General features: G+C 68.1%; 11 protein-coding genes and 1 pseudogene. 6 read left to right on the top strand and 6 right to left on the bottom strand.

Annotated elements, in window-relative coordinates; all coding sequences use genetic code 11:
• The first annotated feature begins 177 nt into the window (after window positions 1-177).
• A pseudogene (locus IPK71_01945) lies at window positions 178-383 on the top strand (hypothetical protein).
• A 603-nt stretch (window positions 384-986) separates the two neighbouring features.
• On the opposite strand, the gene IPK71_01940 reads toward IPK71_01945, so the two are convergent.
• The gene (locus IPK71_01940; protein MBK8212485.1) at window positions 987-1,292 is read right to left on the bottom strand and encodes a DUF559 domain-containing protein; all 306 of its coding nucleotides are present in this window, start codon (window positions 1,290-1,292) and stop codon (window positions 987-989) included.
• 641 nt (window positions 1,293-1,933) lie between these two features.
• Between IPK71_01940 and IPK71_01935 the strand changes: the two genes are divergently transcribed.
• From IPK71_01935 to IPK71_01915, 5 genes are all read left to right on the top strand, one after another.
• A complete protein-coding gene (locus IPK71_01935) occupies window positions 1,934-2,080 on the top strand; it encodes a helix-turn-helix transcriptional regulator (GenBank protein MBK8212484.1) in 147 nt (48 codons plus the stop codon).
• A gap of 1,458 nt (window positions 2,081-3,538) precedes the next feature.
• Entirely contained in the window at window positions 3,539-3,802 is a 264-nt protein-coding gene (locus tag IPK71_01930) for an ATP-binding protein (protein MBK8212483.1), read from the top strand.
• Window positions 3,803-3,805: 3 nt separating this feature from the next.
• The gene (locus IPK71_01925) at window positions 3,806-4,168 is read left to right on the top strand and encodes an ATP-binding protein (protein MBK8212482.1); all 363 of its coding nucleotides are present in this window, start codon (window positions 3,806-3,808) and stop codon (window positions 4,166-4,168) included.
• 221 nt (window positions 4,169-4,389) lie between these two features.
• Window positions 4,390-5,238, top strand: coding sequence for a PEGA domain-containing protein (locus IPK71_01920; protein ID MBK8212481.1), 849 nt, complete (start codon window positions 4,390-4,392; stop codon window positions 5,236-5,238).
• An 11-nt stretch (window positions 5,239-5,249) separates the two neighbouring features.
• Window positions 5,250-6,785, top strand: coding sequence for a DUF1565 domain-containing protein (locus IPK71_01915; GenBank protein ID MBK8212480.1), 1,536 nt, complete (start codon window positions 5,250-5,252; stop codon window positions 6,783-6,785).
• A gap of 496 nt (window positions 6,786-7,281) precedes the next feature.
• On the opposite strand, the gene IPK71_01910 is transcribed toward IPK71_01915, so the two are convergent.
• From IPK71_01910 to IPK71_01890, 5 genes are all read right to left on the bottom strand, one after another.
• Window positions 7,282-7,836, bottom strand: a complete 555-nt coding sequence (locus IPK71_01910; protein ID MBK8212479.1) for a glutathione peroxidase — start codon at window positions 7,834-7,836, stop codon at window positions 7,282-7,284.
• Between the two features lie 229 nt (window positions 7,837-8,065).
• Window positions 8,066-11,176: an efflux RND transporter permease subunit gene (locus IPK71_01905; GenBank protein ID MBK8212478.1), complete on the bottom strand. Its 3,111-nt coding sequence runs from the start codon at window positions 11,174-11,176 to the stop codon at window positions 8,066-8,068.
• Window position 11,177: 1 nt separating this feature from the next.
• Entirely contained in the window at window positions 11,178-12,395 is a 1,218-nt protein-coding gene (locus IPK71_01900; protein ID MBK8212477.1) for an efflux RND transporter periplasmic adaptor subunit, read from the bottom strand.
• Window positions 12,396-12,627: 232 nt separating this feature from the next.
• Window positions 12,628-13,290, bottom strand: a complete 663-nt coding sequence (locus tag IPK71_01895) for a protein-L-isoaspartate(D-aspartate) O-methyltransferase (protein MBK8212476.1) — start codon at window positions 13,288-13,290, stop codon at window positions 12,628-12,630.
• A gap of 46 nt (window positions 13,291-13,336) precedes the next feature.
• Window positions 13,337-14,359 (bottom strand): LLM class flavin-dependent oxidoreductase, encoded by a 1,023-nt coding sequence (locus IPK71_01890; GenBank protein MBK8212475.1) that lies wholly within the window; start codon window positions 14,357-14,359, stop codon window positions 13,337-13,339.
• Between the last annotated feature and the right edge of the window lie 3 nt (window positions 14,360-14,362).

Genomic DNA, 14,362 nt, shown 5'->3' with positions numbered 1-14,362 from the left:
AAGCCTCGGACGGGACGGCGTCGAGCGTGAACAGCGTAGCGATCGTCGCGAACGACGTGACGAAGGTGACACTGATCGGGGTGAGCGCGACCGCAAAGAAGGGATTCGACGGCCCAGCGGGCGCTGGGGGCACGACGGGAGTCGTCTCGAACCTTGCGGCGATTGGCGGGACGATAAATGGATATCCGGCAACTGGCAACACTACGGCGGGACCGAGCAAGTCCTGTGTGTGTGCCATCGGTGGAAATACGGGCGGTGGAGCCGGAGGGCTGCCGGAGGGAGGCGGCCAAGGTGGTATTCCAAACCTCGGAGGGGGCGGGGCCGGCGCTGGAGCAACGAACTGCGGGGCGGGTGGCATGGGAGGCACGGGGTCCGGTGGCAGTCCCGGCGGGCCGGCAGCCAAGGCAAGCCAACTCGGCGCCGTTTCAGGGGCTAGCTGGTCGGGTGCTAATGGTATGGCTGGTGAAGACGGAAAGTCCGGGCAGGGCGGCGGCGGTGGTGGCGGCCGTGATGCGTCGAGCGCCGGAGGCGGTGGCGGCTGCGGTGGGTGCGGTGGCTCGGGTGGAAAGGGCGGCGGTGGCGGCGGCGCGAGCATCGCGATTCTCGCGGTTTCCTCAGGAGTCGTCCTCGAAGGCAGCACGCTGAAGTCGGGCACCGGGGGCACCGGGGGCACCGGGGGCACCGGGGGCACCGGGGGCGGGGGCGGTCCGGGTGGAAATGGTGGAATCGGCGGGTGCAGCGGCGGTGAAGGCGGAATGGGCGGTGGCGGCGGCGCCGGTGGCGGCGGCGCTGGCGGAATCTCCTACGGAATCGTCTACAAGGGCACGAAGCCTGTTAGGACGTCGACCACAGTCAGCGCGGGAACTCCCGGCAAAGGCGGCGCGAACGGCGCTGGTGTGATGGAGCACGGCCCCGCCGGGACGGCCGGGGAAGAGCTGGAAGCGCTGTAAGCGCGAATGGTTCGTCGAGGGTAGGCACACACGGGCCTACCCTCGATGGAGCGCCCCCTGGATAGCGCGAATCACCGAGGCCACGTCGCGTTCAACGCGCCAAGCCTTGAATCGGAGAGTGCGTACGCCGAGGGAGGCGAGACGTGCATCACGAGCGGCGTCGTAGGCGGAATGAGCGGGGTGGGAAGCGCCGTCGACCTCGATGGCGAGGGAGCGGGAGGGTGCAAAGAAGTCGACGATGAAGCGGTCGAGGGGGACCTGCCGTCGAAAGCGGACGCCGAGGGCAGAGCTACGTAGGTGGAGCCAAAGGATGCGCTCGGAGGGAGTGGGTGAAGAGCGCATGGCGCGGGCGTGAAGGGTGAGACGGGGGGACAGAGGAGAGCCGAGAAACCGAGAGCGCATAGGGACCTCCGAGCCGTGGGGAATGCCGGCAACGCGAGGAAACGCGCAGGCCCCGTGCCAGCGACGCAGGTGAAGAGAGAGGCGAGGGAGAGCTGGCGCGAGGCGTGCGCGAGCTCGCGAGGGCGGCATTCGCCGCGGCGAAGGTGCCAGGCCGATGGTGGAGGCCGAGACTGCCGAGAGAGCAGTAAGGCGACGTAAACGTTGCGACGGAGGACGGAATGGTGCACTGTCAACGAGTGCTACGCGAGAGAGGGCCGAATACGCGGGTGACACGGTCTGCCGGAATGGGCGTCGTGTGCTTGTCGAGGGCTCCGAGTCGCGCCGCGAGGTCTCTACCTCCCCCTGAGCGCGCGGAGGGCGAAGCCCGAGCACGCGATTTGGGGGAGGTCGACACGGGGAAGAAAGCAAAATTGCGTATTTCGGACCATCGCGATCGGACAAAACGGCGCATCGCGATCACCCAAAACGGGGGATGCCGATCACCCAAAACGGGCATCGCGATCGCGGCATGAGGTGACGGTCTCCTGGGGGCTCCAGCCCATGGCGTCTACGACGGCGGCATGGCGACCGAGAGACTTCCGATGCACCGTCTACGAGAGATTTTAAGGCAAAAGCTGGCCCTCGGCCTCAGCCACCGGGAGGTCGCGCGCTCGGTCGGCGTGAGCCCGAGCACCGTGGCGGCGGTCTTCGCCGACGCGAGGTCGCACGGGCTGACGCGGCGAGCGTGAAGCGCTCTCCGACGCGGAGCTCGAGACGTACCTCTATCCCCAGCTCCACCGTCGTGCATGCGTCCTGAGCCCGACTGCGCGGCGTGCACGTCGAGCTGCGGCGACCGGGGTGACGCCGCGCTCCTGCACATGGAGTACCTGGCGGCCCAGCCGGACGGGCTACGGTACACCGCGTTCTGCGATCGCTACCGGGCGTGGCAGAAGCGACGCTCACCCGTGATGCGGCAGACGCACGTCGCGGGCGACAAGATGTTCGTCGACTACGCCGGGATGCGTCCGCGATTCGTGGAGCCCGAGACGGGAGAGGTCGTCGAGGTCGAGCTGTTCGTCGCCGTTCTGGGGCGAGCAACTCACGTACGCCGAGGCGACGCGGACGCAGCAGGTGCCCGACTTCGTCGCGAGCGTTGCGCGGGCGCTCGTTCTTGGCGGTGTGCCGCGCGCGATCGTGCCCGATCAACTCAAGAGCCCGGTGAAGGCGTGCCGCTACGACCCTGGCGTGCAACGCACCACCGCCGAGCTCGCGCGCCACTACGGCACCACGATTTGCCGGCGCGGCCGAAGTCGCCGCGCGACAAGGCGAAGGTGGAGGTGGCGTCCAGGTTGCCGAGCGGTGGTTGCTCGCGCGCATCCGGGACGAGGTTCTGAGCCTGCGAGCTCAACGCGCGCTGCGTGAGCTCGTTTCGACCCCAACACGCGGACGATGAAGACGTACAAGGCGAGCCGCCGCGAGCTCTTCGAGCGCCTGACAAGCCTGCCCTCGGGCCGCTCCCCAGCAGGGAGTTCGAGACGCAGACGTGGAAGAAGGTTGGCCTCAACGTCGACTACCACGTCGCGTTGACGGCCACTTTTACTCGGTCCCGCACGGCCTGCGTCATGACGACGTCGAGCTCTGGCTTCGGGCGACGCCAAGCGGATCGAAGTCTTCCACGGGCGCGAGCGCGTTGCCGCGCGTCGAGCTACACCCGGAGGCTTCACGACCACGACCGAGCACATGCCGAGCAGCCACCGTGCTCAGGCCGAGTGGACCCCCTCGCGCATCCTCGACTGGGCCGAGCAGATCGGCCCTCACACACGCAGCCTCTGCGAAGCCATCCTCGGAGGGCGTCATCACCCGGAGCTGGGCTACCGCTCGTGCCTCGGACTGTTTCGGCTCGCGAAAAAGTGCGGGAACGAGCGACTGACGCGGCCTGCCGTCGAGCGCTCTACGGGGCCGCGCAGCTACCGCTCCGTGCTGACGATCCTGAAACACAACCTCGACACGCAGCCGCTGCCCCAGCCCGAAGCCCCGCCGCGACCGGTCCAGTCCACGAAAACGTCCGCGGCGCCGACTACTACCACTGAGAGAAACAAGGAGAAGACATGCTGAGAGAACCGACTCTAGAGAAACTTCACGCCATGCGGTTGGGCGTGCTCGCCTCCGCCTGGCCGAGCAGGACAAGTCTCCCGACACCCCTCGCGATGGCCTTCGACGATCGCTTCGCACTCCTCGTCGAAGCCGAGATGCTCGCTCGCGAAAATGCTCGGCTCGCGAAAATCTCCGCGACGCGGCGCCGGATCACCGACGCGTGCATCGAGGGAATCTCCTTCGCCCGTGAGCGTCAGCTCGACAAGCCCATGGTGCGCCGGCTCGCGACATGTCGTTGGGTCACCGAGCACCAGACGGTGATCGTCACGGGAGCCACCGGACGGGCAAGGCTACCTCGCATGCGCCCTCGCCCATGAAGCGTGCCGCAAAGGCTTCCGCGTCGTCTATCGACGCGTGGCGCCTCTTCGACGAGCTCCGCATCGCGCGACGGCAGCTACCACCGCGTCCTGTCTCGGATCCCGAAGGCGGACGTCCTCGTGCTCGACGACTTCGCGCTCGCCCCTTACCGAGGAGGCGCCCCAGAGTCTCTCCAGATCCTCGAAGACCGCTACGGCCTTCGCGCGACCGTCTTCACGAGCCAGATCGGACCCGACCGAGGCACGCACCTGGCCGACCCCACCGTCGCGGACGCCATCTGCGATCGTGTGCTCCACGGCGCTCACAAGATCGCCTCACCGGGCCCTGCGGCGCAAGACCAGGAAGAATCGAAGTCAGAAACTTGAGCCCAGCAAGGCGGGCCGCTTACCCTGCTCGCGAGCCTGGAACCGATCATCCAGAGCCTCAGGGAGACCGCTTCGCTCCGATCGCGATGACCCGATTTCCGTGATCGCGATGCGCCGAAACGGCCGATCGCGATGGGCAGAAGCAAAAATCGCGGGCAAAACGCCGCGCCGCGGGGAACCACGGGGCCGCGGGCTTCCAGGCGCTTTCTTCCCCGTGGCGGGTGGGGGCACCTCTCTCTCTGTCTTGGGCGGCAGGGAAACATGAGGAGGCGCGTCTGAAATATGTGCAGGCTTATGCGGTTCTGAAGTTTCCTGGGGTGTTGTTCAATTTGGCTCGGGCGGAGATGACGGTGGGTCACGATGTGGAGGCCTACAAGCTCTTTCGTGACTTCTTGAAGATGCCTCAGACTGACTTGGACCGCTCGATGCTGGCTCGGAAGTATTATGGAGAGCTTGCGAAGAAGGTCTCTCTCGTCACGGTGACTTCGCAGACGCCCAAGGGGACGAAGGTGATCATCGACGGCGTCGACGCGGGTGAAACGCCGCTCGCGGAGCCAATTGTGGTGAGCGCCGGGACCCACGACATCGTGCTGCGGTATGCCGACAAGGAGAAGAAGTCTCCCGTGTCGTGCCCCTTGTCGCAGACGGTGACCGTGGAGCTCGAAGTGAAGGAAGACCCGAAGGTTCCCATCGCACCCCCGGGGGAGAAGGCCGTCTACCCGAGCTGGGTTCCGACGATCGTGCTCGGCGGGGTCGGTGTGGCGGGCATCGCGGTGGGCAGCGTGCTCGGCGCGTTGTCGTCGAGCCAGAACGACGAGCTCAAGTCGCTGAGCGCGACGAACCCGTGCCGAGCTGGCAGCGGCGTCGCGTGCGCCGAGCTCGAGGACAAGGCGTCGTCGGCGAGCGGGCTGGGAACCGGGTCGGTGATTGGATATGTGGGCGGAGGTGTGTTTCTTGGGGCAGCGATCGTGACGGCCGTGGTGATGAAGCCGTGGCAGGCGCGCGTGAAGGAGACCAAGGTACAGCTCGTGCCCGGTCTTGGTGGCGGCGCGCTGGTGGGGACTTTTTGAGGAGCTTAACGATGAAGAAGCTATTGGCCGTGCTGGGGGTGGTGGGCGTTTCGGTGCTGGTCGTGGGGTGTCCGTCGTTTCCGTCGGCGTGTGACTACGGCGGCTGCTTGGACGCCGACGGCTCGACCTCGGAGACGGGCCCCGGTCCGGACGTGAGCATCCCCGACGCAGGACCGGACTCGAACGTGCCGAACCCTCCCGGGTGCGAGTCGGTGAAGGAGCCGCTGAAGAACCCCGAGAAATGCTTCACGGACGAGGTGTGGGCGTTCGTGTCTCCGAATGGGAACGACGCGAACCCCGGGACGAAGGCGCAGCCGTACAAGACGATCGGGAAGGCGCTGGAGGGAGCGAAGCCTCTCATCGTGGCGTGCGAGGGGACGTACGGAGAGAGCCTCGGCATCGGTCGAACGGTGGGGCTCTATGGTGGAGTGGCGTGCGACTTCGGCAAAGCCGGCGGAGCGACGGCGATCGCGAGCGGGAAAGCCGTAGGGCTGACGGCGAGCCAAGGCGCGGTGACGCTGAACGGCGTGAACGTGACGGCGACGGACGCGGCGACGGCAGGCGAGTCGAGCGTCGGCGTGCTCGCCGAGAGTGGAGTGGTCCTGACGGTCATTGGCGGGACCGTGACGGCCGGGGCCGGAGCTGCCGGAGGCGCGGGCACGACGGGCACGAACTACGATGTAGCGCTGGACGCGAGTGACCCGAAAATCAAGGGGAACAACGCGAGTGGTAACATGGGCGGAGCGAAACAGACGTGCGCCGCGCTATGCGCCGAGGCGCCTGCAGTCGCAGTAGAGGGCGGCGAAGGAGGTGTTGGCGGGGGCACGGGAGGCGCACCCGGCGGAGACGGCAAGACGGTAGTGGCCGGATCTGAGGCGTTCGGTAAGGGCGGCACGTACCAAACGGTACCCGTTCCGGCCTGTGGAAACGGAATTCAAGGAGTCGCGGGTCGTGCCGCGAACGGCGGAGCCGGGGCGACGACTCCCGGGAGCGTCGAAGGCGGGAAGTGGCAAGTTAGCCGAGGCGCGTCGGGAGAGACGGCGAGGCCCGGACAAGGCGGCGGCGGTGGCTCGGGAGGCGCATCTGCGGCCGTGGGCGGTGGAGGCGGCGGAGGCTGCGGGGGCTGCGGTGGAGCGAAGGGGCAGGGCGGCCAGAGCGGCGGCTCGAGCTTCGGCGTGTTGTCGCTCGGCGCGACGGTGACGCTGGAGAACGTGACGGTGAAGGCTGGCGCGGGCGGCAAGGGCGGCGCGGGCTCGGCCGGCCAAACGGGCCAAGCGGGCGGGCTCGCTGGTTCGCAGGCCGGCGCAGGAATCGGCTGTCCCGGTGGCTCCGGAGGTCAAGGAGGCCAAGGGGGAGGCGGCGGAGGTGGCGCGGGTGGGCACTCCGTCGCGGTCGCCTACTCGGGGACGAAGCCGACCCAAAAGAGCGTCACGGCCGAGCCCGCGACGGCCGCGGCGAAGGGCGGAGATCCCGGGTCGACCGGGGCGGGCGCGACCGCCGCGACGGCGGGCGCAGACGGAAAAACGGCCGCGGAGCTGTCGCTCTAGTCGCCGAAGTCCGAAGGTGGCCCGAACCGCCGTGGGGTCTCCCGCGGCGGTCCTGGGCGGAGCTTTGTCACGTGTAAGTCTTTGAGAAAAAGGAGAGAAGGAGCGAGCAACAAGGGAGTCGACGGAGCGCACGCGGACGTGTTCGAGGCCAAATAGGTCGAAATGGGAGAGGGCTCGCGAAACCACGCGAGCCCTCCATGGGCCGTCAAAGGGCCGCCCGGATAGCACCAATCACCAAGGCCAGGTCGTGCCGAGAGGGCGCCACGTGGCGCCGCGACTTCTCTACCTCCCCCTGAGCGAGCGTGAGCTCGCGATTTGGGGGAGGTCGACGCGGGCAGAAAGCAAAATCACGGGGAAAACGCCGGGCCGTGGGAAACCACGGGGGCCGTGGGGACCGCGCGCTTTCTGTCCCGCGGCGGGAGGGGGCACCCCTCTTTTCTCCTCTTCTCCTCTTCTCCTCTTCTCCTCTTCGCCTCTTCTCCTCCGAACCTCCGATTCAGAGCGCCGCTTCGATGGCCGCGATGACCTCGGGATCCTCCGGGACGGTGCGCGGCGAAAAGCGCTTCGCGACCTTGCCGTCGCGGCCGACGAGGAACTTCTCGAAATTCCAGGCGATGTCCGCGCCGCCGCCGGCCTCACTGCCCACGAGGAACTGGTAGAGCGGGCTGCGGCCTGCGCCGTTCACGTCTTGTTTGGCGAGCAGGGGAAAGTCGACCCCGTAGGTCGCGCTGCAGAACGACGCGATCTCGGCCTCCGAGCCGGGCTCTTGCCCCAAAAATTGATTGCAGGGTGCACCTACGACGAGGAAGCCCTTGTCCTTGTACTTCTCGTAGAGCTTCACGAGGCCCTCGTACTGGGGCGTGAGGCCGCAGCGGCTCGCCACGTTCACGAAGAGCACCACCTTGCCCGTGAGGTCGGCGTGGGGCATGTCGGTCCCGTCGAGGCGGGAGAACGGGATCGCGTCGAGCGACCCGGGTCCACCCTCGGGGGCCTTCCCGTAGACGGCGCGGTTGACGGCGGACGATGCGGCCTCGACGACCTTCTTGAACATGGGCTCTGCTCCTTCACTCGATGACGTGAGCGCGTAGGGTACCACTCGAGCGAGCCCGCCGCGCCCTGCGCAGATGGCCACCGCGGAAACCCGAAGCGTCTCCCCGAACCGATGCCCGAAGGCGCGCCTCGGTGGCTCCGTGAGCGAAAATACTCGTAAAGTCGGCCATTTGGCGGATGTCTCGGCGTGGCGGCGACGAGCGACACGCCCCCACGGGCCGGCGGCAGGGTCAGGCGGGCACGGCCTCGGTCGGCACACTCTCGGAGGCCGCGCGTTTGCCGCCGCGGTCCTTCGCGAGGAGCATGTAGACCGACGGCACGACGAACAGCGTGAAGAGGGTGCCGATCGTCATGCCGCCGACGAGCACGATGCCGATCGAGTTTCGTGCGGCGGCGCCGGGGCCCGAGACCAGCGTGAGCGGGAAGTGGCCGACGACCGTCGCGACCGTCGTCATGAGGATGGGGCGGAGGCGGGTGCGGGCGGCCTCTCGGACGGCCTCGAGCTTGGTCTTTCCGCGCTCCTGCTCGGCGTTCGCGAACTCGACGATCAAGATGCCGTTCTTGGACACGAGCCCGACGAGCGTCACGAGCCCGACCTGCGAGTAGATGTTCAGCGTGGTGGTCCACCCATCGGTGAGGGCGAAGCCCATGCCCGGGGGCCCGGCGAACTTCAAGAACGTGAACACCAGCGCGCCGAAGATCGCGAGCGGCACCGAGCCGCCGAGGATGACGAACGGATCTCGGAACGAGTTGAACTGCGCGGCGAGCACCAAGAAGATGAGCACCACCGCGAGCCCCATCGCCGGGAGGAACTTTTGCCCCTCTTGGCGGAGCTGACGCGACTCGCCCGTGTAGTCGACGCGCGTGCCTGGAGGCAGGATCTCGGCGGCCTTGTCCTCGAGCACCTTCAAACCGCCTTCGAGCGAGCGCGTCGTCACGCCCGAGAGCTTGATCGCGTTGAGCTGTTGAAAGCGGTTCAGCGTGCGAGGCTCGACGTGCCTCTGGAACGAGGCCACGGCGCCGAGCGGGATCACCTTGCCCGCGGGCCCGCCGATGTGGATCTGTGCGAGCTGCTCCGGGGTGAGGCGCGAGGCGCGCTCGACCTGCGGAATGACCTTGTAGCTGCGCCCGTCCAGGTTGAACCGGTTCACGAACGCGCCGCTCAACATCGACCCGAGATCGAACGCGACGCCCTGCATCGACATGCCCATCGAGGCGACCTCGTCGCGGTCGACCACGATCTCGGTCGTCGCCTGGTCGATGCGCACGTCGATGATCGGGGGGAACGCGAACTGCCCGCTCGCCGCCGCGGCGTCCGCGAGCTTCTGGGCGTACTTGAGCAGCTCTTCGTGGCTCGCCGTCGAGGCGATCACGACCTCGACGGGGAAGAAGCCCGCGCTCGGCAGCGCCGAGGGCAAAAACACGGGCGCGCGCACGCCGGAGATCGCGTTGAGCTTGTCGCCGAGCTCCCCTTGAATGGGGAAGACCGTGCGCTTCCGCTGGCTCCACGGCTTGAGCAGCATGCCCCCGAAGCCGCCACTCGCGAAGGTGATCTGGAAGCTCTGCTCGAACTCCGGAACACCTTTGAACACATTGCCGATTTGCTGCGTGTAGTGCGTCGTCTGCTCGAGGGTCGCGTTGGCGGGCACGTCGATGGCGCCGAAGACGATCCCCTGATCTTCGTTCGGCGCGAGCTCGCCCGGAGAGAACATGTAGAGCGGCACGACGAGCGCGCTCAGGGTGAGCCACACCCCGTACACGAGCGGTCGCCGCGCGAGGGTCGCGTCGAGCATGCGGCCGTAGAGGCGCCGGAGCGCGTCGAAGCCGGCGTCGATCTTCTTGGTCAAGATCGAGTGCGACGCCTCGGCCTTGAGGAGCCGCGACGACATCATCGGAGAGAGCGTGAGCGCCACGATGCCCGAGATGAACACCGCGCCCGCGAGCGTGAACGCGAACTCGCGGAAGAGCACTCCCGTGAGGCCACCCTGGAAGCCCACCGGCGCGTACACCGCGGCGAGCGTGATGGTCATGGCGATGATCGGGCCCACGAGCTCGCGTGCGCCGTGAATGGCCGCGTCCACCGGGGTCTTCCCGTCGCGGATGTTGCGCTCCACGTTCTCGACCACGACGATCGCGTCGTCCACCACGAGGCCCACGGCGAGCACGATCGCGAGCAGCGTGAGCAGGTTCAGCGTGAACCCGAGGAGCTGCATGAAGAAAATCGCCCCGACGAGGGACACCGGAATGGCCACGAGCGGCACGAGCACCGTGCGCATCGACCCCAAGAAGAGGAAGATCACGACGACCACGATGAGCACCGTCTCGAGCAGCGTGTGCGACACCTCGGCGAGCGCGTCGTCGATGTACTCGGTCGAGTCGAACGAGACGCTCGCCTTCATGCCGGTCGGCAGATCCCGCTGGAGCGCGGTCATCTCTTTGCGCACCGCCCGAATCACGTCGAGCGAGTTCGCGTTCGGGAGCACCCAAATGCCCATGAACACGGCCTTTTCGCCGTTCATGCGGACGTCTTGCTCGTACGAGTCCGCGCCCAGGGAGACCTCGGCGATGTCCTCGAGGCGAACGAGCGCGCCGCCCTCGTTCCGAACCACGAGCCGCTTGAACTCCTCGACCGAGCGCAGGTCGGTGTTCGCCGTCACGTTGAGCTGCACGAGCGAGCCCTTGGCTTGGCCCACCGCGGCGAGCGCGTTCTGCCCGGCGAGCGCCTGACGCACCTGGGACGGGCTCAGGTTGAGCGCGGCCATGCGATCGGGCTTCAACCACGCCCGGAGCGCGAACGTGCGCGCCCCGAGGATGTCCGCGCGCTGCACCCCCTCGATGGCCGAGAGCCGCGGTTGCACGATGCGTATGAGGTAGTCGGTGACCTGGTTCTCTTCGAGGATGTCGGAGCCGAAGCTCAGGTACATCGCCGCGATCTGCGCGTCCGAGGGCTCGATCGAGATCGCCGGCACCTCGGCCTCGGGAGGGAGCTCCGCCCTCACCTGGTTCACGCGCGCGCTGATGTCGGCCAACGCGGCCGACGCGCTGAAATTCAGCTTCAAGCGCACGTTGATGGTCGATGCGCTCTGCACGCTTTGGGACTCGATGAAGTCGATCCCGTCGGCCGCGGCGATGGCGCGCTCGAGGGGGGTCGTCACGAAGCCGCGCACGAGATCGGCGCTCGCCCCCACGTACACCGTGCGCACGGTGACCGTCGCGCTCTCGAGCTTCGGATACTGCCTTACGTTGACCGAGCGAATGGCCTGGAGCCCCGCGATGAGCAGGAGCAGATTGACCACGATGGCGAGCACCGGCCGCCGAATGAAGAGATCGGTGAGCTTCATGTCAGCGCTCGACCGGGTGGGGGTTCTCTTCGGGGGAGGGCTCCGTCGCGGTGGTCAGGTAGACGGGCGCGTTGTTCTGCAGCTTGAAAGCGCCCGACGAGACGACCTCGGTCCCTGCCGCGAGCCCGTTCAGCACCGCCACGAAATCGCCTCGCGCCTCGCCGAGCTTCACGAAGCGTTGGCGCGCCATACGCACGGGCTTCCCGTCCGAGGTCTGGCGAAGCCCCGTCTCTTCGGGCTTTTTGTCCTCGACGGCGAACACCGAGTCTCCGTACGGCGCCGAGACCACCGCCGTGCGCGGGACGACCACCACGTTCACCTTGGTCGGGAGCACGACGGCGACGTTCACGAACATCCCTGGCCGCAGCAGCGCCTCGGTCTTCGCGTCCGACGTGAAGGTCGCGCGCACCTTGATGCTGCGCGAAGCCGCGTCGACCGTCGGCTCCACGGCGGAGACGGTCGCCACGATCGGCGGCCCACCGGGCAACGTGATCCGCACGGGGAGGCCGAGGGCGAGCTCGGGCAGGCGCTTCTGCGGGATCGAGAAGTCGACGGCCCCCGAGCCTTGCGACTCGAGCACCGTGAGGGGCGTGCCCGGCGCGAGGTACTGCCCGAGGTTCGCCGTGCGGATCCCGAGCTTCCCGGCGAACGGCGCGCGGATCGACTTTTTGGCGATTTGAGCCTCGATCGCGGCGATATCGGTCTTCGTCGTGCGGAGCTGCGCCTCGTCGGCGTCGAGCTGGGCTTGGGGGATCGAGCTCGTCTTCGCGAGGGCTTGCGAACGGTCGTAGGTGACCTGCGCCAGCTGGACTCGGGACTTGGCCGAGGCGAGCTGCGCCTGCTCTACGCTCGAGTCGAGCACGGCCAAGAGCTCTCCCTGTTTCACGACCTTGCCCGAGTCGAAGTAAAGTGCCTTGACCACCCCGGGCACGTCGTTCGATACGGCGACGCCGCGCACCGTGACCACGTTCCCGACCGACGGGACCGTCGTCTCCCACGCGTCGGCCTTCGCTACCTGCGTGCGCACCGACTCGGGCGGCGGCCCGTCCTTCTCCATCTGCTTGCCCATGCCGATGAGCATGCCGATCTGCGAGCCCTTGATGCCGGCGAGGGTCGCCACGATGGCGACGAGGGCCACGACCGTGAGCACGACGGAGAGCGCGCTCGTCCTCCGCGGCGGCGCGGCGGGAGCTTCGAGGTTCTGGGGCTCGTCGGACATGGGCTAGTTCGTTTCCGAGGCGCGAGGGCGCGTGTGGCGGTGAGGGCGCTCGATCACGGGTACGATGCCCGAAGGCCTTTTGCCCGTGCGCGCGTGGACACGCAAGAGGGACGATTCCCTGCGGCGCGCGTGGTCCAGAGATGCCTAAGGTTCTGGAAGTGTTGACATATTTGCGCTTCGTGCGCCTCGCCGCGAAGCGCGCGCCCGAGGAAAACGAGGGTGCCCGGCCGTTCTAGCCGTCCGCTTCGCGCGCCTCTCCGAGCGCCACCATGGGGACGAAACGGACGCCCATGAGGTCGTCGCGGAGGAACGTGTCGCCCTGTCGCACGATGCGGACGAGGCGCTGGTCCGTGCCGTCTGCGCCTACGGGAGCCACAAGGACGCCGCCGTCCCCGAGCTCGGAGAGTAGCTGGCTGGGGACCGTCTCGGGGGCTGCCGTGAGCACGATGCGATCGAAGGGCGCGGCCTCGGGCCAGCCGAGGTACCCGTCGCCGGACCTCACGTGCACGTTCGTGTAGCCGAGCCGCGCGAGCCGCTCTCTGGCCTCGTCGGCCAAGGGCGCGACCACCTCGATCGAGAAGACCTCCCGCGCGAGGAGCGACAGCACGGCGGCCTGATATCCGGAGCCCGTGCCGATCTCGAGGACGCGCTCGTTGCCCGAGAGGTCGAGCGCCTCGGTCATGATCCCCACGATGGTCGGCTGCGAGATCGTCTGGCCGTAGCCGATGGCGGCGGGCGAATCGTGGTAGGCCCGCTCGAGCGAAGCTCCGGGCATGAAGAGGTGACGCGGGATCTCGCGGAGCGCCTCGAGCACGGAGGTCGCGCTCACGTCGCGCGCGACGGTGCGCACCATGGCCTCTCGCAGGGCGAGCGCGTCGTCGTCGTGCGGTGTCATTCGGCCATCCCATCACACGAGCCCGGCCGATAGAAGCGCCCTCTCGTCATCGTGACGAATGGGCTTTTCTCGTCGAGAGCTCCCTCGCGAGCACCGTGTACGTGTCGCGCCGCAAGTGCGTGGGTGCGCTGGTGGTGGTGATCATGAGCTCGTCCGGCGACGTTGTCTCGACGAGCCTCGCGAGGCCCGAGACGACGTCCCGGGTGCGCCCGACGAACGCACGCTCGGCGTACGGAGCTACGATGGCACGTGCTTCGTCGTCGAGCTCGGTGGTGCGCGCCGTCGCGACCGAGGGGGAGGGGAGATCGCGCTCCCCGCGGGCCATACGAAGGGCTCCGAGCCGCGCGAGGGCGACGAGGTCCTCGGCCGTCTGCGGGTCGTCGGATGCGCCGCAGGCGACCGCGAGGATCGCGTGCGGCGCGGCGAGGCGGGGCGAAGGGGTGAACGCGCGCCGGTACGCCGCGAGGGCCTCGACCGCACCGAGAGGCGAAAAATGCTGGGCGAACGCGTACCCGAGCCCCATACGGCCGGAGAGCTCGGCGCTCTCGACGCTCGTACCGAGGAGCCACGTCGGCGGCGCCGGCACACCCAGCGGGGCCGCGACGACGCTCGTCGCGAAGGGCTCACGCCGAGTCGTCGCGTCTCCGAGGTAGCCGAGGAGCTCCTCCAGCATCGCAGGGAGCTCCTCTTCGGGGGCGCGCCGAAGCTTCTTGGCGGTGCGCTTGTCGGTGCCGGGTGCGCGGCCTATCCCGAGGTCGACGCGACCCGGGAACATCGCCGACAGCACTCGAAACGCCTCGGCCACGCGGAGCGGCGCGTGATTCGGGAGCATCACGCCCCCCGAGCCGACACGGATCGTCGACGTCCGCGACAGCACGAACGACGCGACGAGCTCGGGCGAAGGGCACGCCAAGCCGCCCGCGTTGTGGTGCTCGGCCACCCAAAAGCGCGTATACCCGAGCGACTCGACGTGCCCCGCGAGCTCGGCGGTCGCGTGGAGGGCCGACGTGGCGGACTCCCCCTCGGCGATGGGAGAAAGATCGAGCGCGGAGAGTGCGATGGCGGGCAAGGC

This window comes from Myxococcales bacterium (assembly GCA_016712525.1).
Lineage (GTDB): Bacteria > Myxococcota_A > Polyangia > Polyangiales > Polyangiaceae > JAAFHV01.
The sequence above is the reverse complement of the archived record's forward strand: the minus strand, read 5'-3'. Positions and strand labels throughout refer to the sequence as shown.